This window comes from Marinobacter sp. DSM 26671, from assembly GCF_900112835.1.
In the GTDB taxonomy this organism is placed as follows: Bacteria; Pseudomonadota; Gammaproteobacteria; order Pseudomonadales; family Oleiphilaceae; genus Marinobacter; species Marinobacter flavimaris.
In genome coordinates, this window is sequence record NZ_FONF01000006.1 from 172,170 (window position 1) to 196,602 (window position 24,433).

Below are 24,433 nucleotides of genomic sequence, written 5' to 3' on the forward strand. Positions count from 1 at the left end.
TTCAGCTCTTGATATGCCTTGTTTTGGAACAGCTCTTGCTTTAGCTGCACCTCAACAATGCACAAGTCAACGTAAACGGTCCGATAGAGGCCGGACACACAACATCAGGAGCGAAAACCCGTGGACATCACGAGTGCAGTACATACCCTGACAGAAAGCGCCAACACGCTGTTCATCCTTATCGGCGCCATTATGGTGCTGGCCATGCATGCCGGCTTTGCCTTCCTGGAAGTGGGCACGGTTCGCCACAAGAACCAGGTCAATGCCCTCGTCAAGATCATGACCGACTTCGGCATCTCCGCCGTGGCCTACTTCTTTATCGGCTATTACATCGCCTACGGCAGCCATTTCATGAGCGGCGCCGCCGAGCTCACTGCTGCCAACGGCTATGATCTGGTGAAGTTTTTCTTCCTGATGACGTTCGCCGCGGCCATTCCCGCCATCGTGTCCGGCGGTATTGCCGAACGCGCCAGGTTCTACCCGATGCTGATTGCCTCAGGCCTGATTGTCGCCTTTATCTATCCCTTCTTTGAGGGGCTGATCTGGAACGGCAACTATGGTTTCCAGGGCTGGCTGGAGAACCAGTTTGGTGCATCCTTCCACGACTTTGCCGGCTCCGTTGTAGTGCACGCGGTGGGCGGCTGGATCGCCCTGGCGGCCGTACTGGTTCTGGGTGCACGAAATGGGCGCTACCGCAACGGCAAGGTGGTGGCCTTTGCCCCCTCCAACATCCCCTTCCTCGCCCTGGGCGCCTGGATTCTGACCGTCGGCTGGTTTGGCTTCAACGTCATGTCGGCCCAGACCCTGGACGGCATCAGCGGCCTGGTGGCCGTGAACAGCCTGATGGCCATGGTCGGCGGCATCCTCGTCTCCATGCTGCTGGGCCGCAAGGACCCGGGCTTTATCCACAACGGCCCGCTAGCGGGACTGGTGGCGGTATGTGCCGGCTCTGACCTGATGCATCCGGTGGGCGCTCTCGTGACTGGCGGCGTAGCAGGCGCCATCTTCGTTTACCTGTTTGAATGGGCGCAGGCCAAGATCGAACGGCTGGACGATGTTCTGGGTGTCTGGCCCCTGCACGGTGTCTGTGGTGTCTGGGGCGCGATTGCCTGCGGCATTTTCGGCCAGCAAGCGCTGGGAGGCCTTGGCGGCGTCAGCCTGATGTCGCAGATCATCGGCTCAGTGGCCGGCGTGGTTGTGGCCTTTGTCGGCGGCCTGATTGTTTATGGCGCAATCAACGCCATCTCCGGCCTGCGCCTGACCGAAGAGGAAGAGTTCAACGGGGCGGATCTGAGCATCCACCGGATTGGGGCGACCGCGGTCGAGTAACACCGGTTGCGGTGCAGTTCACTCGCCGTATCCGGTCAGCTCCATATAGCCCACGCCACCATGGCTGCCGGATACTGACACCGGGCTCTCCCAGTACGGGTAGAGCCCGTTGTTTCGATAGTCCCCCGCTGGCGCAGCCACCTCCAGGTTCAGGCCAAAGTCTGGCACTTCCAGACGCCATGCACGGGGATAACCGTCGCTTTCAGTTAATGGCCTCAGGCTGAGCTGATCGGCGCCAAGGGCGATCGGCTTGCCATCAGCCGGAATCCAGGTTCCGGCACGAAAGCCACCGTCTTCTTCCCTGAGCTGGAAAGCCATCAGTTTGTCGCCCGAATCCAGGTGCAACGCAAACCAGTCCCAGCCCTGCTGGCCGGATTTCAGAAACTGGCTGCTCCACTCCCGGTCAAACCAACCCTTCCCACTTACGTCCAACGTCTGATCGCCCAGGGTGACCCTGCCGTCGATCTGAAGGTCCACCAGGCTGAAATACATGGAACCCTCGCCATCGGCGGATTTGGCGCTGAAACCCTGATCGCCATGGGCTACGGGCTTTCCGGTGATGCTCAGGGTCAAATCGTAGGACCAGTTATCCGCCGCGACCTGCAACCGCCATGAACTCTGCCCGGGTTCAGCCTCAAGCTGCCAGTCGTCCAGCCACACGGCGATCGGCTCTGCCCGGGCTCCGGCGTGGCCAACGTCTCCCCGGGCCAGCTTCTCTGCGAAGTAGTGCCGGGTATCAAAGCTTACTGCGGCGTGAGCCATCCAGGCGGCTTCCAAAGGCCAGTTATTTGCATCCGGAGGCTCAGCGTCTGCCGGCCTCGGCTCGATTGCTTGGCGGAACTGGGTCCATTGCAGGCCAAGGGGCTCGCCATCCTCTGTCTTCAAATTGGCGGTCAGGTACCACCATTCGATCCGGTGCTGCGGGTGGGGGCCATAATCCTCGGGAAACGACAGCCGGTCTCCCGGCCCGGGCTGCAGAAAGGGCACACCGGATTCGTTATCCGCGATGCCGGCCAGTCCGGCAAAGCCTGTCTCTTGCTGTGGCTCCGAACAGCCAGCCAGAACCACGGCGAACCAGAGGAAGATCCAGCGCCTCATCGTTCACCTCCTGCCAGGGCATTGGCGTTTACGGGTGCGACCGTCGGCGATTTCAACTGGCGGCTCATCAGTAAGGCGATGCTGAGACCGATCAGCATGCTGAGCACACCAAGCTCCAGCCAGAACCCCGGATAGACGGCCATGGGCAGGGACCAGCCAAACGCGATGGGATTGATCCGATGCACCAGCACCCAGGTCAGCCAGACACCCAATGGCAGGGCCAGCAGGGCAATGGCACCGGTCAACGACACTGACAACCGGACCAGTTGGGCCGAAGCCTGCCTTCGTGACAGCCCCCACACCACAAGCAGCCGGAAATACCAGGCACGGGTCGAGAAAAAGACCCAGCCCATCATCAGCAGGGCGATGGCCGACAGGATGAGTGTCAGGGTGGTCATGGCCCGGGTCAGCAGAAAGGTCTGGTCGAAAATGGCGGAGGCAAGCTCCTCAATCGCCCGGTTGTCCCGGACCGTCAACGAATCAACCTGCCAGACCTGCTTTAGCCCATTGGTCACCTCCTCGATGGAGAGATTGCCTGGCGATACCGACAGGCTCTGAAAGCCGGTGGTGAAATCCGCCGGCAGAACCGAAGGATGAATCAGGATCTCGCCGGCAGGACGCCCATAATCCGGATAGATAGCCAGCACGGGAAATTCGAAGGACTGGCTTCCGAAAAGTACCGTCAATGTCTGGCCGACCGCTATATCCTGCCGGCGCGCCAGCTGTTCATTCACCATCACGCCCTGGCCCTGTTGCAGTCGCTGCCAGGGCTGCGGCGCTGATTCAAACAACTCCCAACCGGTCACCAGTGGGCCAACGGGACCGATGGCAAAGACGTCTACCCTCGTTTCTTCCTCATCCTCGCCGCCCGGCAGGGTTGCCCGGCCACGAATGACCCGGTGCCACAGCCCGGAAGCAGAGAGCCCCGGCTGTTCAGCGAGCCAGTCGAGAGCCAGGGCAGCATCTGCTGATTCCGGGACTTCGACGTAATAGTCCGCTTCCAGTCTCTGCGCCAGCCACCGGTCAAACGTACTTTCAAAAGTCGTAACCAGTGCCTGCACCGCAAGGACCATCGCCATGGCGAACTGCAGGGCTACCAATGGCAAGGCCAGGCGACGAGCCAGCACGGCAAGCTCCCGATGGCGCCAGCGTGCCTGCAGATCCCTGTCGTGGCCGGACCGCCAGTCTGCAAGCGAGGCAATCAGCCTGGGCGCGAGAATTCCCGCCGCCACGAATACCATGGCCACGGCAATGAAAAGCCAGAGCAGATAGGTGACCCAAACCGTCAAGGCGAGGCCTGCGACCAGAACCAACAACACCAGGCCGCCGTATCGGCGGTTGCCTCCCCCAAGCCCCCGGAAAATTGGCCGGAGGAAATCCGCCAGACAGGCAACCAGAATCACGGCCATCATGGTGACAAGCGGCACCAGCCAGCTCCCGCCCTGGCCTGCGTATAACGGCTGATCGAAGAGCCCTTCAAGCGCCTGCCCGAAGCCGCTGCCCAGACCAGCCGCCAACCAGCGGCCAAGCCAGATTCCGGGCAGGACACAAACCGCAGCCAGCAAGAGGATCTCGACAACCAGCAAGCGGTTCACCCGGCCATGGGGAACGCCAAACCGATGCAACAGGGCAAAGCTGTCGCGACGTTGGGCCAGGCCGAGCAGGTAAACACTTCGCACCAGCAAAGCGGTAATGAGGAGAACCAGGACCCCGAGGGCATCCAGATTCAACAGGAAACTGTCACCCAGTTCACCGGTAGCCGGGCCAACGCTGAACGGCACCAGCTGATAGCCGGGTGGTAGATCGGCCTTGCTGTGGTCATCGGATACCAGCAGCGACAATTCGCTGCCCTGCTCACGGGCCAGCTCCGCCGCTTCACTGATATCGACAAAAGGCCGGCCATCCAGCTCCCCGTCCCAGGGCGACTCCTGCCCGCCGGGGGCCTGGAAGCAGCCCGCTGCCAGAGGGTCGACACCCACGACTCGACCGCCTTCCGGCTCGGAGACCTCCAGCCAGGGCATGACACAAAGCCCGGCTCGACGCAGCTCCACGAAGTCGTCCACAGTTACGGGGCTACCATCTGTGCGAGCCACCTGCTGGCGCTCGGCCACCGCCGACTCGCTCTGGTCGAGACTGGCCCGGGCCTGGCTGGTGAGATGATGGACGCCCGTCCAGAGCATAGTGGCAAGCACAATCATGGCGGCCAGGGCCAGCAACTGGAGAGGATGGCGACGGTAGTGGCTGAACAGGGCGGCCGGAAGAGTCATCGCGGGCTCAGGTTTCCGGGAGATGGCCCAGATCCAGGTGCTGGCTGCAGCGGGTCGCCAGTTCGGGATCGTGGGTGGCGAGGATCAGTCCGCAACCGTGACGGGCCTGCAGCTCGAAAAGCTGCCCGATCACCGCCTCGGCGGTATGCCGGTCAAGACTGCCGGTTGGTTCATCGGCAAGAATCAGGGCCGGCTTCATGGCAAAGACCATGGCAAGCGAGGCACGCTGGCGCTGCCCGCCGGACACCTGATCCGGAAAGCGGTCCGCAAGCTCGCCAATGCCCAGTCGCTCCAGCCAGTCCCGGCAATCGTCCTCGGGTTGACCGGCAAGCCGGGCCCGAAAACGCACATTATCCAGCAGCGACAGGGCAGGCATCAGATTGGCTTCCTGGAACACCACACCGATCTGTTGTCGGCGTAGACCGCCCCAGCGAGCGTCGGCCTTGCTTGCGGCCTCCGTTGACCGGGCATCAAATGTTTCTCCGAGCACCTGAACAGTGCCTGAATCGGGCCTTTCCAGGCCGCACAGGATGTTCAACAGGGTGCTTTTGCCGGACCCCGATCGGCCTGTCAGCGCCAGCGATTCACCCGCACCGAGTTGCAACGAGAAATCGGTAAGCACCGGCACCGGCTCATCGCCGCTGCGAAACTGCTTGTTCAGGCCTCGGGCCGATAGCAAAGAATCCACCATGCTTGTCCTGTCACTCGGGCGCCCCGATCGGCTCTGCCATCTCGCCATGCCGCCGTGCGCGCCATTCCCGGAATTGCTCCAGCCAAGAAAGCAAGGCAGGAACCACCAGCAACACCAGAAGGGTCGAAAGCCCCAGACCAAACGCGATGGACGTGGCCATGGGAATCAGGAACTGGGCCTGCAGGGACGTCTCGAACAACAGGGGCAGCAGACCACCGATCGTTGTCAGCGATGTCAGCATCACTGCCCGAACCCGCTGTACCGCCGCTTCGTTGAGCGCATCCGTGATGTCCAGCCCTTTTTTCCGCTGCTGGTTATAGAAGGCTACGAGGATGATCGCGTTATTGACCACAATCCCGGACAGACCGAACAGGCCAAACAGGGAGAGAATGGTCAGCTGCAGCCCCATCAGCCAGTGGCCCAACAATGCGCCCACCAGGGCAAAGGGAATGATGGCCATGACAATCAGGGGCAGGCTCCAGGACGCAAACACCCAGGCCAGCACCACGTACATAAGCGCCAGACCGATAACCAGGCCGGTTTGCATATCACCCAGGGTTTCCCGCTGGTCGGCCGCCCGGCCCTCGAAGCTGTAACGCACGTTATAACGACTGGCGATGTCGGGGAGGGCCTCGGCCTCAAGGCTGGTGAGGATCTGATCGGTGGTGCTGACCCGGGTGTTCAGCCCGGACGTAACCTCAACGGCCAGTCGCCCTTCAGCGTGTCGCAGGGCCTGAAAACCCTGCCGGTGATCCAGGTTCATAACCTGGGTCAGGGGCACAAAACGACCGTCCGGAACCCGGATCGTGATACGAGACAGGGTCGAAAGCCGCTCGCGCTGATCCTGTGGCAATTGGACACGAACTTCCACTTCATCCCGGCCATCCTGGTAGATCTGGGCAATACGGCCATCAAAGGCCGCCCGGAGCTGGCGACCCAGGTCCGACGTGGTCAGCCCCAATGCTTCACCATAGGCACTCACCTGGTAAATCAGCTGCTCACGCCCCCAGGGCATGTCATCTTCCACATCAAGCACGCCAGGCAGCGTCGACAGGGCCTGGCCCAACTCGTCGGCGGCCTGCTTGAGGCGTTCAGCGTTCTCACCGGTCAGCCGCACGTTAACGTCGCGGCCAGGAGGCCCGGCCTGGCGCTCGGAAATCGTCAGGTTGTCCAGCCCGGCGGGGGTCTCCAGCCGGCTGCGCCACTCGGTGATGAATTCCGGGTTACGCACCGAACGGCGGTCGGAAGGCACCAGTTCGATCATCATTGAGCCCAGTTCGTCACCACTTCGGGAACTGCCCTCGGCGCCCTGGGTTGCACCCCGTGTCGTTACGGCGTGAAGGATGAAATCGCCACCCAGGGCTTCTTCAGTCTCATTGAGCGTCGTCTGCATCTGGGTCAGGAAATCATCCACCGTGCCGCGATCGGTCCCGGCCACAAAGCTTGCGTTGGCATAGAAAACCGAGGGCTCTGGTGTCGGGAAGAAGTTGAAACCCAGCCGACCGCCGGCCAGCAGGCCGATGGTCACGATGGCCAGGGCCAGGGCACTGGCGACCGTGGCGCCTCGATGCTGAAGACTGTATCGGGAGAAGCGCCGGAACCGGCCTTCCCGGAACCGGTCGAACCGCTGTTCAAAGCCCTGCCGGAAACGTTCAATTGGGCCCGGCTTTTTCGGCTCCGACGCCTGAGATTTTTTCTTGCGCCGGGGTACAAAGGCATGGCGCAGGTGCGCGGGCAACACGATAAAACACTCAAGCAGCGAGGCGACCAGAACACAGATCATCACCAGTGGGATATCACCCAGGATATTGCCGATGACTCCGCCCACCACCAACAGGGGCATGAAGGCCGCAACGGTGGTTAACGACGAGGCCAGTACCGGCCAGACCATGCGCTTGGCCGCACCTTCCGAGGCATAAATAGACTCCTCCCCCATCCGGGCATGGGCATCGGCATCCTCGCCCACCACAATGGCATCGTCGACGATCACCCCCAGTGCCATGATCAGTGCAAACAGGGAAATCATGTTGATGGAACCACCGATCAGCCAGAGCACTGCCATGGCCGCCAGAAAGGCAGTGGGGATCCCGACGGCCACCCACAGGGCCACCCGACCCGGCAGAAACAGGTACAACAGACAGATCACCAGCACCAGACCGCCCAGACCGTTTTTCACCAGCAGGGAAATACGATCATCCAGCAGTTGCCAGGTCTCATCGTACACCTCCAGTTCCACCGTTGGCGGCAGCACCGGCCGAGTATCCGTCAGCCAGTTTTCCAGGACTTTGGCCGCTTCCAGCGAATTGCCGTTTTCCGATCGCTGCAACTGCAGCTCAACCGCCGGCTTGCCGTCCTTTTCCAGCGTTACCTGGCTCTCACGGGCCTCCTGACGAATGATGGCGACATCGCCAAGATGGAGCTGAACCCGCTCACCACTGAGCACCGGAATGTTTTCAAATTCCTGCGGGCTGCGTCGCTGCTCAACCGCGCGCAATTCCCGGGTGGCGTCCTGCTGCGCCATCATGCCGGCGGGCAGGTCGCGGGAAATGGCCGCCACACGTTCGGCTATCTGCTCCAGTGAAAGCCCCAGTGTCTCGAGCCGCTCCACCGGTACATCAATGCTGATCTGCTGTTCCGGCAGGCCCCGGATCGACACCCGGTCAATGCCGCGCTGGAGCAGTTCATCTTCAAACCGGTACGCCATCTGCCGCAACTCACTGCGATCGACATCCCCATAAACCAGCAACCGGGCCACCGGTTCATAACGCTCAATCCGGGTGACCTGGGGCTCCTCCGCCTCGGCCGGGAAGTTGGTGAATTCGTCCACCTGCTGGCGCACGTCATCCAGGGCCTGGATCGGGTTGGTGCCCTCCTCGAACTCAAGCGTGATGGACGAGACACTCTGGGCCGAGGTGGAGGTCATTTTCTTCAGACCATCGACGCTTCGCAGTCGCTGCTCAAGGGGGTTCGTGATGCCCTGCTCGACGTCCTCGGCGGAGGCCCCACTCCAGACCACGCGGACACTGACCACGTCCAGGGCAAAGGTCGGGAAAAACTGGATATTCATGCGGGTGAGTGCCAGTACGCCACCCAGTAGCATGACCAGCATCACCAGGTTGGCAGCGACCCGATGGTGAACAAAAAAACCGATGACGCCCTTTTTCCGCCTCATTGTGCCGAAGCTCCAAAATCCGCGACATCCACCTTGAGGCCGGTCACCGCATTGGGCAGGTGTGTGGTGATCAGTTGCGCGCCAGACACCAGGGCTTCGCCAGACACCAGAAGGCGACGCTCGCCATTGCTACCCCGGGCTTCGCCAATGCGCTCGATCCGGGCGCGCTCCATCCGGCCATCTGAGGACATCAGGTAGACGCTGTCGGCACCGTAGAGGGCGCTGAACGGAATCGACACGGTATTGCTGCGGGCGGCCCGCTCCAGGGTCACGGGCAACAGGCCCCCCGGCCGTATTCCCCCGGCCTCGCCCTCAAGTTCAAGAATGGCTTCAGTACCGGAGGCATCGCTGGTGCCGGCGAAGCGGGTGAGCCGGAACCGGTGCTGATCCCCCTCGCTGGTGGCCGTCAGGGTTTCCCCGCGGGCCAGCGCATCCAGGAGCTCGCCACGGAACATCTCCGGGACCCGGGCCCTGAGTTCAAGACCATCCACGGGATAGAGCGACAGCAGCGGTTCGTTTCGGCTTACCTGATCTCCCTCGGCAACCCGGATATCGGTCACCATGCCGTCGAAAGGCGCAACCATACGGGCTCGTTCGGCATCCCGCCGCGTGCTGAGCTGGTTTGCCTCGGCCTGGGCCAATTTTGCTTCGAGGCTCTGCAGCCGAGCCGGGTGCTCTTCAATCGCGCGCTGCCGGGTATTCACCGTCAGCTCGGCTCGTGCGGCAGCATCGGTAGCCGCCTCCAGCGCTTCGCGGGAGGCCAGGTTCCGGCTAACCAGCGATCTGGTGCGCTCGAGCTGTCGGCGGGCGTTCTCGAGAATCGCCTGCTCGCTGGCCAGCGCTGCCTGGTCATTCCGGTAGCGCACCTGCTCTGATCGGATCTGGGCTTTCAGATCGTTTACCTGAGCCTCGGCCTGAGCCAGGGCGGGTTGGATATCGGCCTCATCCAGAGCCACCAGAAGCTCTCCCTGACTGACACGCTGCCCCTCCGTTACCGGTCTGGCACCGATACGGCCCGCCAGGGTGGCGGTCACCGTCAGTTGCTCAGGCGCAAGAACCTCTCCGTAAAGGGGCAAAACCGGCGTGTGGGTACCCGGCTCAATCTGCTGAACCTGAACGCGCCAACTACGCTCGGTGGCACTGACCTCTGCAGGCTCCGGGCGGGTCATCTTGAGAATCATGAAACCGGCGATACCGACGGCGAGAATCAATACGGGAATGAGTCGTTTGGACATTACTTGCAGGCCAGCTAAGGTAAATAAAGCCCTTCGGGCTGTTCGGTTCAGACTACTATACAATCAAGGCTCGTTTTCGGATCGGACAAGCCTGGGTCCTGCGTCAATTTTACGCGGTGTATCCTCCATTCATGGCAACGGAGAGTATCTGTCTTGGCAGTAGAACATCATGTCAATCTCCTGAACGCAACGCTGATCAACGGGTTGATCGTTGCCGTCGTGGTCCTGATCCACCACGAAGTACTGATTAATTTGAGTGGACTCCTGTCGAAAATGCGGCAGAGCCATCGGTTCCGGTTGATTGCCGCCGTATTCGGCGTTCTCGCCGCACACACCCTGCAAGTCTGGATCTTTGCCGGTGCTTTTTATCTCATGCACCATGCCGAGGGCTGGGGCGAACTTGGCGGCAATTTCAGCGGCAGCATCCTGGACTGCGTCTACTTCTCCTTCACCACATTTACCACCGTCGGCTACGGGGATGTCGAACCCTTCGGCATACTGCGTTTCCTCACCGGCATAGAAGCGCTTTCCGGGCTGGTTCTGATCACCTGGAGCGCCTCCTTCCTGTTCGTGGAAATGCAGCGTTACTGGCCCACCCGCTAGACTTTAGTCTAAGATCGACGGTTACTTTGCATAGATTCTGATCTAATACCCGGATCTTGCGGCATGTGCACTGTCTTTGTACATATCGCCCCAGAGCGCCGGACATTCAGACCAGACCCATGGAAAGCTACAGGGAATCACAGAAGCACCTTGCCCGTCCTTACCGCAAAGCGGTACTGAAGACGCTGCTGATCTTTACCGCCATCAGCGGCCTGCTGTTTTTTACCCTCAACGTCCAGAGAGAGAATTACCCCCTGGCCTTTGCCGAGCTTGGCATGGCCTGCTACTCGGTTTTCATCCTCTGGGCCATTGGCAACACGAGACACCTGGAACGCTGGATTCTCGCCTTTATCCTGCCGTTCTGCATCACCATGATGTTCGCACTCACATCACCCCGGGCAACCACCACGGTCTTCGCCTGGGTCCTGTTGATTCCCATCCTTTCCCACCTTCTGATGGGCCGGCGCCTGGGCCTGCTGGTATCTGCCGTGTTCATGGGCACGGCAGCCGTGATCTTCTTTTTCAAATACCAGGATGCTCCGGACATGATACAGCCCCTTCCAATTGCCAATATGGGGCTGATGTCACTGACCATCCTCGCGTTCTCTCACATTTACGAGATCACTCGGGAGCAATCCGAATCACGCCTGCTTAAAATGGCCCAAACTGACGCACTCACCGGCCTCGCCAACCGGGCGCGCCTCAGCGATGTGTTTGAACAGGAGCGCAAACGCAGCCTCCGTAACGGAACCCCACTATCCGTGCTGGTACTGGATCTGGACCATTTCAAACAGGTTAATGATCAGCATGGTCACGAGGCCGGAGACCTGGCGCTCAGGCATGTCGCCAGCACCCTGCGCGCTTCGCTCAGAGCAACCGATCTGGCTACCCGGCTGGGTGGCGAGGAGTTCGCCATTCTGCTCACCAACACGACCGCAGACCAGGCTCATCGGGTGGCAGACAAGATCCGGGGTGCGATTGAATCTCACCCCGTGCCCTATCAGGACCAATCCATTGGCCTGACTATCAGCGGCGGCATTGCCCAGTTTGGTCCGGACGGTGGCGATCTGCGCAGCCTGATCGGCCGGGCCGACCAGCACCTCTATCACGCCAAGGATTCCGGACGTAACCGCATCATCAGCTCCGACAGCGCCCTGATTCCCTGCCAGGCGTAATCAATTTAGCTCACACCCACTTGCAACGCGCCAGTGTGTAATAAAGCAATGGCACCACCAGAACGGTCAACAAGGTGGACATGGCCAGGCCAAATACCAGCGATATCGCCAGGCCGTTAAAAATCGGATCGTTCAGAATAAAGTAAGCACCCACCATCGCCGAGATCGCCGTCAACGCGATGGGTTTGATGCGCACCGCGCCCGCCAGAACCACCGCCTCATCAAGCTCGACACCCTCCTCAATGAGCTGCCGGATAAACACCACCAGCAGGATCGAGTTGCGCACGATGATCCCGGCCAGGGCAATCATGCCAATCATGCTGGTGGCCGTGAACTCGCGCCCCAGCAGCGCATGGCCGGGCATGATGCCGATCAGGGTCAGCGGGATGGGCGCCATGATCACCAGCGGCAGAATATAGGAACGGAACTGCGCCACCAGCAGAACGAAGATCATGAACACACCCACGCTGTAAGCCGCGCCCATGTCCCGGAAGGTTTCGTAGGTAATCTGCCATTCGCCGTCCCATTTGAGCGTGCCCTTTTCCGGCAATGGGGGCTGGTCGATGAAATACTGCTCCGGGGCCCCCGCTTGCTGGTTCAGGCGCTCGACCATGGCAAACATGCCGTACAGCGGCGAATCGATCTCCCCCGCCATGTCTGCTGTCACGTAGGTTACCGGTAGCAGATCCTTGTGGTAGATCGCCCCCATCCAGTCGGCTTCGTGTACGTCCGCAATGCTTGCCAGAGGAACCAGTGCGCCGCTGCGGCTCCGCACCTTCAGCGATAACAGCACCGATGGCTGGGCCTTGTCGCCTTCACCTAGAATCACCCGTATCGGAACAGGGTATTTGGCATGATCATCATGCAGGAAGCTGACCCCGGTTCCCCCCAGGGCGGTCTGCAGGGCACCGACCACTTGGGCCTGGGAAACACCGAGCCGTGCCGCACGGTCCCGATCCACCACCACTTCCCACTGCCGTGTGGGTGCCTCCAGGGTGGTGTCGATATCCACCAGGCCATCGACGCTGGTCATGCCTTCGGCCACTTGCCGGGCCAGCTCTGCCCGGCGGGTTTCATCCACCGCATAGATCTCGGCCACCACGGGTGACAGTACCGGCGGCCCGGGCGGCACTTCGACAATCTTCACACTGGCTCCGTACCGGTCACCGATTTCGGTCAGTGGGTCCCGGAGGGATTGTGCAATCGTATGGGACGACCGGTCCCGACTCTCCTCATCCATGAGATTGATCTGTATATCCCCGTGGTAGGGATCGCCACGCAGGTAATACTGACGAACCAGGCCATTGAAATTGATGGGTGAGGCGGTGCCGGCGAAGGTTTGCCAGTTGGTTACTTCGTCCACCGTTTCCAGGTAGCTGCCCATATCCAGCAACACCCGCTGGGTCTGTTCCATGGGCGTGCGCTCGGGCATGTCGACCACAACCTGCAGTTCCGACTTGTTGTCGAACGGCAGCATCTTCAGGATCACCGCCTGGAACACCGGCAATGACGAAGCCACGAGGGTAAGACCCACCACCCCCAGTGCCAGCAAACGGCGGCGCCAGGGATGATCACCCAGAAATGGCCCGAGCACGGTCCGGAAAATTCGCAGGGATAACGGGCTGACGCCTTCCGCAGAGCTGGACGCCTCCTCGGCTTCGGCAGCCTGCTCCCCCTTCTTGTGTTTGAGAAGCCTGAAGGCCAGCCATGGGGCCACCACGAAGGCGACAATCTGGGACAGCACCATACCCGCGGAGGCATTGATCGGAATCGGGCTCATGTAGGGGCCCATCAGGCCACTGACAAACGCCATCGGGATCAGCGCCGCCATGATGGTGAGACTGGCCATGATGGTAGGCGTGCCCACTTCATCCACGGCCACCGGGATGATGTCCTTGACCGCACGACGGGAGTTCTGGATCCGGCGATTGATGTTCTCGGTGATGACGATGCCGTCGTCCACCAGGATGCCGATGGAGAATATCAGCGCGAACAGGGACACCCGGTTCAGGGTAAATCCCCATGCCCAGGAGAACACCAGGGTCAGCAGCAGGGTAATCAGAACCGCGATGCCGACAATCAGGGCCTGGCGCCAGCCCATGGCCGCCAGCACTAGCAGCACAACGCACAAAGTGGCGGAGATCAGATCGGTAATCAGTTTTCGGGCTTTCTGGGAGGCGGTTACGCCATAGTCCCGGGTGACCAGCACTTCCACCGATTCCGGCAGGGCCCGGTTGCGCAGCTGGTCCAGACGCTCTTCAATGGCCGTGGTGATATTGATGGCGTTCTCGCCCGGCTTCTTGGCGATGGCCAGGGTAACCGCCGGATAAACCTCGCCGGGCTGGCCAGCCACGCCGGCTTCCCGGGCCGGCCCGAATCCGGTCATTACACTCTGGTCCGCCACGGTGCCTCCCCGGCGGACCTGCGCCACGTCCTCCAGGTACACCGCGGAGCCATTGTGCATGCCCACAACAAGGCGCCGGACATCCTCCACGGTTTCCAACAGCGTTCCGGCCTGGACCGGTATCGACAGGTTGTCCCGGGCAATCCGTGCCTCCTGGCTGCTGGTGTTGGCCGCCATCAGGGCGTTCCGGATGTCATCGATGGTGAGGTTGAACCCCGCCAGCAACGCCGGATCGAACCGGATATCGACCCGATCCGGGATCCCGCCGGTGGTATAGACATCCCGGGTGCCGGGGACCCGTTTCAGGGCGACTTCCAGCATGTGCGCCAGGCGAGTCAGTTCCTCCCCCGTATGCCCGTTGACCGGATCATAGAGAGTGAGTGTCATCACCGGGACATCATCAATGCCCTTGGGCTTGACCACCGGCTGGGCAGCGCCCAGGTTGGGCGGCAACCAGTCCTGGTTGGAATACACCTGATTGTAGAGCCTGACCAGGGCTTCCTGCCGCGGGATGCCCACCTCGAACTGCACCGTGATCACCGCCTGGCCCTGGCGGGACACGGAATAGACATGCTCGACGCCCTTGATCTCGCTCATCACCTGTTCGGCCGGCGTGGCGATCGCGCTTTCCACCTCCCGGGTGCTGGCGCCCGGAAACGCCACCATGATATCGGCCATGGTGACGTCAATCTGGGGTTCTTCCTCTTTGGGTGTGACCACCACAGCCAGCACGCCAAGAATGATCGCCAGAATGGCCAGCAACGGTGTCAGGTGGTTGTCCTGGAAGACTCGGGCAATGGCGCCGGAGGGGCCAACAGGCGGCAAATCACGGCTCACGGGTTCGACTCCTCGCCCGTTCTTTCAAGCGGATTCAGGCGCTCGCTGCCCACCAGGACAGACGGGTTTGTAACTACCCGCTCGCCCTCGCTCAGGCCCGCAAGAACCTCCAGCCGGCCATTGTCCCGCACGCCAGTGCGAACCTGCCTCAGCCTGGGCTGATCCTGATCATCGAGCACAAACACCGCCCGGAGCTCGCTGCGCTGGATCAGGCTGCTGAACGGAATCCACAGGGTCTCACGGCTGGCAACCGGCACACTGACCTTCACCAGCATGCCGGGAAACAGCGAGCCATTGGGCTCACTCAGCCGCATCCGCAGACGGAAGGTGTGAGTTTGCGGATCGGCATAGGGGTAGAAGGTCATCTCACCGGTTTCCAGCACCCGGCCATCAGCCAGGGTGACCTGGGCCTGACGCTCCATGCGGGCCAGTTCGGCATACTTCTGGGGAAGATCCACCACAACCCGGAGCTGCTCCAGGGACAAGCCGCTGAGCAGCGGCTGGCCAGGGTTGACGGCTTCTCCGACTTCGACATGTCGTTCGGTAAGAATGCCACCGTAGGGTGCCAGCACACGGGTATAGGAGAGTTGCTCCTGCGCCTCTGAAACCGAAGCCCGGGCGCGTTCGACCCGGGCCCTGGCAGCGGCAAGGTTGTTGCGGGCCTGGTCGAATTCCTGCCGGGACACAAGGCCACGCTCGTGTACCGCTTCAATACGCTCAAAGCGCTGCCCAGCATCCGCCAATGCCGCCTCGGCCTCCTCAAGCCCGGCCTCGGCCTGGCGCAGACGGGACCGCTGTTCACTGTCCTCCAGCTGGACAATCAGGTCGCCGGCAGCCACGGAATCATCAACATCGAAGGGGAGACTCCGGACAGTACCGCTGGTCTGGGCGGACACCGTACTTTGCTGTACCGCTTCGATGACGCCGTCAAGATGCACTGTCTCCTGCAACAGGCTGCGCTCGACCGTTTCTGACATCAACGCCCGTTCACTGCTTTGGGCCTGAGCCATCGCGGACAGCAACGCCAGGGAGACCATCACGCCTGCAGCGACCAGCCGACCCATTGCGCACCTCCAATTCAGGTTATTAGATAATACCTAAAGGTTATCAAAAATGGGAGCCGAGAGCATTCTACGAACTGCTGGAATGCACGACGGATGGCTTCTTGAGGGCCTCAAAGCCAACAATAATGTCCATCAGTTCGTTGGTTATTTCGTCCTGCCGTACCAATCGGAACTGACCGCCCACCTCTTCAAGCCGGTCATCAACCGCCTGCTCCGCCTGTTGCATCAGGGCCAGCCGGGCCGCGTTCTCCGTAACCATCGCTTCGGCCGACGCGCGGAAAACGCTGGCAAATATGTGGTTACGCAGCAGCGCCGCGAACAATGGGGCTGGCGGCATCGTGTAATCGGCAAGGGAGCGGGAGTGCCAGCCAGACGCCCCGGAACCTGACAACAACGCGGGCTCCAGCGGCAGCAACTGGCTTATTTCCGGTTCACGTTGTCCTTTGTCGGCTCGTCGGGTGAACACCAGGGTCACAGCGATCCTGTTATGCACATCGCCACCCCCGATTTCGTCCAGTCGCGTCACTATGTCGCTGGCCAGACGTCCGATGCCATCGGCCGATGCCGGCGGCAGGAAGGTAAACTCCGGGCGGATGCCCTGATCGCCGAGCGCATCGCCCATGCGGGCACCCACGCAAAGAACACGGGCCGGGCTACCGGCCTTCAATGACTCCGACCTTGCGCTTTCTGCGAGTATTTCGTTGTAATTGCCGCACAAACCGTGATCGGAACCGAACACCACCAACAGCCGTTCGGCCTGAGCGACGTCCGGCACCGACACAGGCCCGGTTTTCGCGACAAATGCCCGCAGACCGTCCAGCACGGTCTGGTGATAGGACTCAATGGATCGGGCGGCATGCTCATAGGGCACTGCATTGATCGCAGACATGGTTTTCATGGTATGAACAATGCTGCGAATGCTGCCAAGGGTGTCCGTCCGCCTGGACAGGGTTTCAAGCGTCTGGGCCATGACGATCCTCTCCTGACAGTGCCAGGGCTGTCCTGGCCACCCGCAACAGGCTTTGCTTTTCCGCTTCCTCCAGCGAACGATTCTGTCGAATACGCTCGTCTACATCTTTCAGGGAGTCACCCACACTGTTGCGCATCCTGATCATGGTCTCGGCAACTTCGTTCTCTGAAAGGCCATCGAGCAGCCCTTCCAGGGCAGCCATCAATACCAGAAGCTGCTCGACAGCCGGCATGGGATCCCGCTCGGGCTGCCGCAATGCGGTCCGGACCGCTGCCCCGCGGGTCAGACGGGCCCTGGTGTTGTCGTCCAGGCGGGTTCCGAATCGGGCAAAATCCTCCAGCTCCTCGAACTGGGACAGGGTGACACGTAGATTTCCTGCCACCTCCCGGAACGCCCGATGCTGGGCCTTGCCTCCGACCCTGGACACGGAAAGCCCGATATCCACCGCAGGGAACTGGTTTTTTCGCACCAGCCTGGGGGACAGGTAGATCTGTCCGTCGGTAATCGAAATGAGATTCGTCGGAATGTAGGCGGAGAGATTCTCTGCCTGGGTTTCGACAACCGGCAAGGCGGTAATGGAACCACCCCCGGCTTCTGCGGTGAATTGACCGGCCCGCTCCAGCAATCTGGCATGTACATAGAAGATATCCCCGGGAAAAGCTTCCCGGCCCGGCGGGCGGCGCAGAAGCAGAGACAGTTCCCGATAGGAGCGGGCATGGTGGGTAAGATCGTCGAAAACCACCAGTACATCCCGCCCCTGGTCGGAAAAGTATTCCGCCATCGTCATCGCTGCGTAGGGTGCGACATAGGCCAGCCCGGGCGCGTCCTCATCCCCGGCCGCAACAACAATGGTGCTCGCCAGACGGCCGGCTTTCCGCAGGGTTTCAATAACTCGGGCAACCGCGTCTCCGCGCTGGCCGATTGCACAGTAAATGCTCAGTACGTCTGAGCGGGCCTGGTTGAGAATCGTATCGATAGCAATGGACGTTTTTCCGGTCTGTCGGTCCCCAATGATAAGCTCCCTCTGGCCCAGACCGATCGGGACCGCACCATCAATGACCTTGATACCGGTGGCCAGCGGTCGGTTCACCGGAGCCCGGCTCAGTATGCCGGGCGCGCTGGCCTCCACCGGTCGCTCAGCGGTCGACACTACAGCCCCCTTACCGTCACGCGGGCTTCCGGTGGCATCGAGAATGCGGCCGATAAGGCCCGTGCCCACCGGTACACTGAATACTTTATGGGTTCGCCAGACATCCTCTCCCGAGGTGACCCGATCAGAAGGCCCCAGCAAAATCACGCCCAGTCGATCCGGCTCCAGATCCAGCACCACACCCCGGACACCCGAAGCGAACACCAGCAACTCGTCAGCAAGTGCCCGGGCAAGGCCAGAGACAACAGCAATACCGTCACCAACCTCGGCAACCGTGCCCACTTCGGTCAGCGCAGGGGCAGGCGTCGGGCCGTCCATTAAGGCGCCCAAAAAGTTCCTGGCCGGAGTAAAGGACGGTTTCTCAGCCATGATTTTGCATCCATCCGGTCCCACCCGACGCCAAGCGTTCGGATAACATAGCGGTCAGCTCATCGGTATAACTGTCGACCGTCCAGGCCACCTGAACGCTGCCAATACGCAGGATCAGCCCCGGAGCCTGACCGGGATCCGTTGTGAAACCCAACTCAAGGTCCGGAGCCAGGCCTGCCAACGCCGTTCGAATCTTTTCCTGTGTTCTGTCCGGGAGCGGCTCGTGAGTGGTGGCAACCGCCTGTTCCGCGTTGCCAGCGGCGGAGACCAGCTCCGGCTTCATGGATTTCAGCTTTCCGATCACATGCAGCCCAATACGCTCCTCGAGATCCTCATCCGCCAGATCGCGCAGGGCCCGTCGCACCAGTTGGTAAAGTGTTTCGGCGCTGGCCAGGTGCAACTCACTGATAAATCGGTCCCGCTCTGAATTCAGATGTGCCTGCCATTCCTGTTTTTCCCGTTCCAGGCTCTCCCGCGTGGCGGCGAGCAGAGTGTCTTTCTCTTTTTCCGCCTGCTGACGAATACGCTCCACCTGTTCGGAGTGGTCGACCAGCAGTGCCCGCTTCTGCTCCAGAAACGCAGCTTCGGCCGCTGAGGCCTGCTTCTGCGCTATTTCCGCTTCCCCCATCCGTGCTGCGATCTCGGACTCACGGGCATCGATTCCATTCAGGATGGGCTTGTACAGAAAACGCTTCAGAAGCCAGACCAGCACTAGGAAATTGCCGATCTGGGCAAGCACCGTGACCCAGTCAACAGACATGATTCAACCTGCCGCCGACTGGGCGGCCTGCATTGCCTGATCCCAGAACGGATTGGCAAACAGGACAATCATCGCCACAACAAAACAGTAGATGGCCGTAGACTCGATCATGGCCAGGCTGACGAACAGGGTTCGCGACAAAGTGGAGGCAGAATCCGGCTGCTGGGCAATGGCGGCAAGGGCCGCCGCCGCAGCCCGGCCCTCGCCGAGAGCCGGACCGATTGCACCAAAAGCCACGGACAGGCCGGCGGTCAGAATGGAAACCGCGGCAATCAGGGCAAAGTCACTCATTCGTCTTTCTCCTTGCTTGGAGGCTTTCCAGCGGTGGCTGTCGCCGATGAGATATAAACCGTCGCCAGAATGGCGAATATGTAAGCCTGGATCAGACCCGTCAGCAGCCCGAGCACGTCCATGACCACAGGAAAAAAGAACGGCGCAACGCCCAACAGGATGCCGGCGATCACCGCACCGCTCATGACGTTGCCATACAGGCGTATGGCCAGGGATATACCGCGCGAGAATTCGCTGATGATATTGAACGGCAGCATCACCACAGAGGGCTGCACGTAGGTTTTCAGATAACCGCCGATACCCTGCCGGGTAATCCCGAACAGGGGCACGGCAATCAACACCGATAGAGCCAGAGCCGCCGTGGTGGAAAGCGAGGCCGTTGGGGGCGCGAATCCCGGCACAACGAGCAGGAGGTTCGAAAATGCAATAAACAGGAACAGCGTTCCGGAAAAATAGAGCACATGGCGAGAGGCTCGCGGCGAGATTTCCTCGATCTGGCTCTGAATCGCCGTCACAATCACTTCCAGCGTGGTGCGCCAGCGGTTCGGTGGCACATCCGGACGCAAATTCCGGGTAATAATGATGGAGGTGAGGGTCAGCAGGATCATGACGATCCAGGTAAAGCCCACGGTCTCATTGATATCCAGGCCCCAGACCGTGAAAAGCGTTGTTTCATCGGGCGTCAGCTTCATCAGACTTCCTCCGGGTGCGGTATTCGTGCCAGGAAAGTCGCCAGGTAGCGCACCAGAAAAAACGCCGCCCCGTAGCCTGCGAAAGCCCATGGCAGGGTTCCGCCCCCTGTTACCAACCAACCCACCGCCAGGAGCAGTCCGATGCGCACCACGGCACTGGGTAAAAGCACCGCTGATGGTCTGGAAGAGCCCAGAGCAAAACGCACACTCGCTGCCAGGCCGGCGAAATAAAGAATGCTCACAGCCACGCCGGCACCAAATCCCCAAAGCACATCCGGCCAGTCAATGATCATCATGGTCCTGCTCCTCCTCTTCCTTGCCTTCCCTGCCGATCCACGCCCAGGCAATGAAACCACCCACAGTCACCCCACCCAGAATCAAGGCAAGCACCCAGGGGAAATCCTGCGGCAGGGTGCGATCCAGCCAAAGCCCCAGAAAGGCACCACCGACGGTCGGCACCGCAATGGACCAGCCGATCATCCCGAAGGCCCCCAGACCACGCAGCGGGCTGACACCCGGATTCTCCCTGGCCTTCTTCAAGCGTCGGGCCCGACGCCCTATGTCGTCCTCCGGTGCACCACGCTGCGGATTCATGGCTTGGGCCGTTGCAGGTCGGCGAACCGGCGCACCATGCCAGCCTCCAGCCTGGACAGGGCGGACCGGGCCACGCGTTCGTCTTCATCCACCTCAATAAATTCCTTTCTGACACTCTCCTGAAGGGTGTCCAGATCCTCACCCTTGGCGCCTCGCCGGATCGCAATGTCCACTTTGTGGCCCTGCTTCACGAGAATGCCCTCATCAATGCCGAAGATCTGCTCACGACCATCCTCCAGAGTCAGAATCAGGACCGACGGCACCAGAGAGGTGACAAAATCAATGTGGTTGGGCAGCATCCCGAAAGCTCCGTTTTCGGCAACGGCGAACAGCTTGCGGGCCTTGCCCTGATAGAGCATCCGGGTCGGCAGCCGAAGGCAGACCTCCATTGCTTCAGCCAGGCTCACACCACCACCTCAGGCAGTGCGCCAATCATGTAGTACTCACTCTCGTTCTGTTCGAATTCCGTCTGTTCCAGGATGGTTTCACAGCCTGTGAGTGTCTCCTCAATGGTCACGCGCTTGCCTTCGGCACCGGTAAAAGCGGCCGTGGTGAAAAACGGCTGGGTCAGGAATCGCTCGAGCCGGCGCGCACGGGCAACGGTGAGCCGGTCGGCCGCCGAGAGTTCCTCGATGCCCAGCATGGCAATGATGTCCCGCAACTCTTCGTACTCGGCCAGGGTTCTTCGCACCGCCCGCGCAATGTCGTAATGCCGTTGGCCGACCACCGACGGTGTGAGCATGACCGATGAAGACGCCAGGGGATCAATCGCCGGGTAAAGCCCCTCACTGGCCCGTTTGCGGGACAGCACCACAGAGCCGGACAAGTGCGAGAAGATATGGGCGGCTGCAGGGTCCGTGAAGTCGTCCGCTGGCACATACACCGCCTGAACCGAGGTAATCGCGGCACTGTGGGTGGAGGTGATTCGTTCCTCCAGCTCGGCCAACTCGGTCGCCAGGGTGGGCTGATAGCCAACCCTGGAAGGCATACGCCCAAGCAGCCCGGAGACTTCCGAGCCCGCCTGGACAAAGCGGAAAATATTGTCGATCAGCAAAAGCACATCCCGATGCTGTTCATCGCGGAAATATTCCGCCATGGTCAGAGCGGTCTTGCCGATCAGGAACCGGACCCCTGGAACCTCGTTCATCTGGCCGAACAGCATGACGGTGTTCTCGAGCACGCCAGCCTCACCCATTTCCCGATAAAGCTCCTGCGCTTCCCTGGAACGCTCACCAATGCCGCAAAACAGGCTAACGCCCTTGTGCTGCTGAACGGTGTTATTGATCAGTTCGGTAATCAGCACCGTCTTGCCGACACCGGCACCCCCGAACAGACCGGTTTTGCCGCCACGCTCTATAGGCGATAACAGGTCAATGGCCTTGATGCCGGTTTCGAGGATCTGGCTACGAACCACGCGATCTTCCAGCAGGGGTGGGAGCTGATGAATCGCGCGGCGGTCGCTGGTAGCCGGCACAGGCTGATTGTCGACCGGCGCACCAAACACATTCAGCATCCTTCCGAGAATGGCATCACCCACCGGCACCGTGATCGGTGAGCCGGTTGCCCGAACCGGCATACCCAGGCCGAGCCCCTTTACCGGAGCCAGTGCCATGCAGCGGACCACACCCCGGTCTTCAAGCGCGGCCACCTCAAGCGCAATCTTGCCGGCATAGAGAAGCTCGCGTATCTGGGGTACCGGCTCCGGAAACCTGACGCTCACCACACCACCACGGATGGCCACCACGGTACCTTTACCGGCATCCTGCAAGGTATCCAGAGACTCGTTGTGCCTCATGACAAATGCCTTTTATTTGGCCGACACTCGAGTGCCCGCCGATCCCTCAAGTATAGCCACGGCATCCTGGAGGCGCCCGATGCCGCTGATCCCGCCAGCCTGGGCAAAATCGCAGGCGGCCTGCAGTTTCGGACCCATGGAGCCGGCAGGCATCTCCAGGGCCCGTGCCTCTGACACTGTCAATTCCGAAAGCGCCGTTGACCGGTCGGTCCCGAAATCCCGGTAGACCGCCTCAACATCCGTTAGCAGGAGCAACGCGTCCGCACCCAGTTGCCTGGCCAACAAGGCACTGGCGGCATCCTTGTCGATGACCGCCTCAATGCCGACCATGCTGCCGTCGTCCCTGCGCAGCACCGGTATTCCGCCACCCCCGGCACACACCACAACCACGCCCTGGTCGAGCAGCAACTTCAGTACGCGCATGTCCGGTATTTCCAGGGGCTTAGGAGAAGGCACCACCCGGCGCCATTTGTCGCCGTCCGGCGCAATGCTCCAGCCCGCAGCGGCTGCCCGGCGCTCTGCTTCTTCACGGTCATAGACCGGGCCCACAAACTTGGTGGGCTTTTCAAAAGCCGGGTCTCTGGGATCCACCACGACCTGGGTCAGCAAGGTTGCGACAGGCCGGTCATGTTCCAGGGCGTTCTCCAGCTCCTGTTCGATCATATAGCCGATCATGCCCTCGGTTTCCGCTCCCAGGACATCCAGCGGGTAAGCCTCATCCGGTTTGTAGGAGGCGCCCTGTAAAGCCAGCAGCCCCACCTGGGGCCCGTTGCCATGGGTAACCACCAGGTCGTGGCCGGCCCGGACAACCGCGGCCAGCGATCGGGCCGCAATCTGCACATTGTTGCGCTGAACCTCCGCAGTCAGCGGCTCCCCGCGTTTCAGGAGGGCATTCCCCCCCAACGCTGCCACAACCAGCATGTCAGCCTCCCAGGGTCGCCACGAGGACGGCCTTGATGGTGTGCATGCGGTTCTCGGCCTGATCGAAAACAATCGAAGCGGGGCTTTCGAAAACCTCTTCAGTCACCTCCATGGCGTCAATGCCATAGGTCTCCTGAATCTCCTTGCCCACCACGGTTTCGGTGTTGTGAAAGGCCGGCAGACAGTGCATGAACCGCGCCCGCGGATTGCCGGTCTTGGCCATCAAGGCCGCATTCACCTGGTAAGGCATCAGCAGTTTGATCCGTTCGGCCCATTTTTCCTTTGGCTCGCCCATCGAGACCCAGACATCGGTATAGACGAAATCGACTCCCGCAACGGCGGCGTCAACATCCTCCGTGATGGTGATGCGGGCTCCGGTTTCAGCCGCCAGCGCCTGGGCCTCGTCCTGAACGGCCTGGCCAGGCCAGCAGGCTTTTGGTGCGCACAAGCGCACGTCCATGCCCATCTTGGCGCCACCAATCAGCAGGCTGTCGCCCATGTTGTTGGCGGCATCGCCAATGAACACGTAGGCCACATCCCGCAACGGCTTTTCCACATGCTCCTGCATGGTCAGGAAATCCGCCAATATCTGGGTGGGGTGAAATTCATTGGTGAGCCCGTTGTAGACCGGCACGCCGGCGTACTGTGCCAGCTCTTCCACAACCGATTGTCCGAACCCCCGATACTCAATGGCATCGTAAACCCGGCCAAGAACCCGGGCGGTGTCCTTAACCGATTCCTTATGGCCAATGTGGGTTCCGGTCGGCCCCAGGTAGGTTACCCGCGCCCCCTGGTCGAAGGCGGCAACTTCGAACCCGACCCGGGTACGCGTGGAGTTCTTCTCGAAGATCAGGGCGATGTCCTTGCCTTCGAGCTTGGGCACTTCGGTGCCCGCGTACTTGGCCGTCTTCAGATCCGCAGACAGCTTCAGCAAAAAAGCGATTTCCCTGGGACTGAAATCCCGCAGGGTAAGGAAGTGTCGGTTCTTGAGATTGAATGCCATAGCGTTTCTCCCT

At 61.0% G+C, this 24,433-nt stretch carries 21 protein-coding genes; 3 read left to right on the top strand and 18 right to left on the bottom strand.

Features of this window, described 5'->3' with window-relative positions:
* Positions 1-120 precede the first annotated feature (120 nt).
* On the top strand, positions 121-1,329 hold the full coding sequence (locus BM035_RS09010) for an ammonium transporter (protein ID WP_092031241.1): 1,209 nt from the start codon (positions 121-123) through the stop codon (positions 1,327-1,329).
* 18 nt (positions 1,330-1,347) lie between these two features.
* Here BM035_RS09010 and BM035_RS09015 read toward each other — a convergent pair whose 3' ends face one another.
* From BM035_RS09015 to BM035_RS09035, 5 genes are read right to left on the bottom strand one after another with little or no spacing between them, the layout of a single operon-like run.
* Positions 1,348-2,427, bottom strand: coding sequence for a lipocalin-like domain-containing protein (locus BM035_RS09015; RefSeq protein WP_092031243.1), 1,080 nt, complete (start codon positions 2,425-2,427; stop codon positions 1,348-1,350).
* A complete protein-coding gene (locus BM035_RS09020) occupies positions 2,424-4,694 on the bottom strand; it encodes an FtsX-like permease family protein (RefSeq protein WP_092031244.1) in 2,271 nt (756 codons plus the stop codon). Before BM035_RS09020 ends, BM035_RS09015 begins: the two co-directional genes overlap by 4 nt.
* 7 nt (positions 4,695-4,701) lie before the next feature.
* Positions 4,702-5,385, bottom strand: coding sequence for an ABC transporter ATP-binding protein (locus tag BM035_RS09025; protein WP_092031246.1), 684 nt, complete (start codon positions 5,383-5,385; stop codon positions 4,702-4,704).
* A 10-nt stretch (positions 5,386-5,395) separates the two neighbouring features.
* On the bottom strand, positions 5,396-8,557 hold the full coding sequence (locus BM035_RS09030) for an efflux RND transporter permease subunit (RefSeq protein WP_092031247.1): 3,162 nt from the start codon (positions 8,555-8,557) through the stop codon (positions 5,396-5,398).
* On the bottom strand, positions 8,554-9,792 hold the full coding sequence (locus BM035_RS09035; protein WP_092031249.1) for an efflux RND transporter periplasmic adaptor subunit: 1,239 nt from the start codon (positions 9,790-9,792) through the stop codon (positions 8,554-8,556). The genes BM035_RS09030 and BM035_RS09035 overlap by 4 nt, the downstream gene beginning before the upstream one ends.
* A 153-nt stretch (positions 9,793-9,945) precedes the next feature.
* Here BM035_RS09035 and BM035_RS09040 point away from each other — a divergent pair, with 153 nt between their 5' ends.
* Together BM035_RS09040 and BM035_RS09045 are read left to right on the top strand one after the other, a co-directional pair.
* Positions 9,946-10,395 (top strand): potassium channel family protein, encoded by a 450-nt coding sequence (locus BM035_RS09040; RefSeq protein WP_014579117.1) that lies wholly within the window; start codon positions 9,946-9,948, stop codon positions 10,393-10,395.
* Between the two features lie 119 nt (positions 10,396-10,514).
* Positions 10,515-11,570, top strand: coding sequence for a GGDEF domain-containing protein (locus BM035_RS09045; protein WP_092031250.1), 1,056 nt, complete (start codon positions 10,515-10,517; stop codon positions 11,568-11,570).
* A gap of 10 nt (positions 11,571-11,580) precedes the next feature.
* Here BM035_RS09045 and BM035_RS09050 read toward each other — a convergent pair whose 3' ends face one another.
* The 13 genes from BM035_RS09050 to BM035_RS09110 all read right to left on the bottom strand — a co-directional run bounded on the left by BM035_RS09050 (position 11,581) and on the right by BM035_RS09110 (position 24,420).
* The gene (locus BM035_RS09050) at positions 11,581-14,811 is read right to left on the bottom strand and encodes an efflux RND transporter permease subunit (RefSeq protein ID WP_092031252.1); all 3,231 of its coding nucleotides are present in this window, start codon (positions 14,809-14,811) and stop codon (positions 11,581-11,583) included.
* Positions 14,808-15,875 carry an efflux RND transporter periplasmic adaptor subunit gene (locus tag BM035_RS09055; protein WP_092031253.1) on the bottom strand — a complete coding sequence of 356 codons (1,068 nt, stop codon included), beginning with the start codon at positions 15,873-15,875 and terminating at the stop codon, positions 14,808-14,810. Before BM035_RS09055 ends, BM035_RS09050 begins: the two co-directional genes overlap by 4 nt.
* 67 nt (positions 15,876-15,942) lie before the next feature.
* Entirely contained in the window at positions 15,943-16,845 is a 903-nt protein-coding gene (locus BM035_RS09060) for a F0F1 ATP synthase subunit gamma (protein WP_092031255.1), read from the bottom strand.
* Positions 16,829-18,364: a F0F1 ATP synthase subunit alpha gene (locus tag BM035_RS09065; protein ID WP_092031256.1), complete on the bottom strand. Its 1,536-nt coding sequence runs from the start codon at positions 18,362-18,364 to the stop codon at positions 16,829-16,831. The genes BM035_RS09060 and BM035_RS09065 overlap by 17 nt, the downstream gene beginning before the upstream one ends.
* Positions 18,357-19,124, bottom strand: coding sequence for a F0F1 ATP synthase subunit B family protein (locus BM035_RS09070; protein WP_092031258.1), 768 nt, complete (start codon positions 19,122-19,124; stop codon positions 18,357-18,359). The genes BM035_RS09065 and BM035_RS09070 overlap by 8 nt, the downstream gene beginning before the upstream one ends.
* A 3-nt stretch (positions 19,125-19,127) precedes the next feature.
* Entirely contained in the window at positions 19,128-19,415 is a 288-nt protein-coding gene (locus tag BM035_RS09075) for a F0F1 ATP synthase subunit C (RefSeq protein ID WP_064229208.1), read from the bottom strand.
* Positions 19,412-20,107: a F0F1 ATP synthase subunit A gene (locus BM035_RS09080; protein ID WP_092031260.1), complete on the bottom strand. Its 696-nt coding sequence runs from the start codon at positions 20,105-20,107 to the stop codon at positions 19,412-19,414. Before BM035_RS09080 ends, BM035_RS09075 begins: the two co-directional genes overlap by 4 nt.
* The gene (locus tag BM035_RS09085; RefSeq protein WP_254775446.1) at positions 20,107-20,403 is read right to left on the bottom strand and encodes an ATP synthase subunit I; all 297 of its coding nucleotides are present in this window, start codon (positions 20,401-20,403) and stop codon (positions 20,107-20,109) included. Before BM035_RS09085 ends, BM035_RS09080 begins: the two co-directional genes overlap by 1 nt.
* Entirely contained in the window at positions 20,390-20,701 is a 312-nt protein-coding gene (locus tag BM035_RS09090) for an AtpZ/AtpI family protein (protein WP_092031263.1), read from the bottom strand. Before BM035_RS09090 ends, BM035_RS09085 begins: the two co-directional genes overlap by 14 nt.
* The gene (locus BM035_RS09095; protein WP_092031265.1) at positions 20,698-21,108 is read right to left on the bottom strand and encodes an ATPase; all 411 of its coding nucleotides are present in this window, start codon (positions 21,106-21,108) and stop codon (positions 20,698-20,700) included. The genes BM035_RS09090 and BM035_RS09095 overlap by 4 nt, the downstream gene beginning before the upstream one ends.
* A complete protein-coding gene (gene atpD / locus BM035_RS09100) occupies positions 21,105-22,496 on the bottom strand; it encodes a F0F1 ATP synthase subunit beta (RefSeq protein WP_092031268.1) in 1,392 nt (463 codons plus the stop codon). Before atpD ends, BM035_RS09095 begins: the two co-directional genes overlap by 4 nt.
* Positions 22,497-22,508: 12 nt before the next feature.
* Positions 22,509-23,417, bottom strand: a complete 909-nt coding sequence (arcC, locus tag BM035_RS09105; protein ID WP_092031271.1) for a carbamate kinase — start codon at positions 23,415-23,417, stop codon at positions 22,509-22,511.
* A 1-nt stretch (position 23,418) separates the two neighbouring features.
* Complete coding sequence (locus BM035_RS09110) at positions 23,419-24,420, bottom strand: ornithine carbamoyltransferase (RefSeq protein WP_092031274.1); 1,002 nt, start codon at positions 24,418-24,420, stop codon at positions 23,419-23,421.
* Between the last annotated feature and the right edge of the window lie 13 nt (positions 24,421-24,433).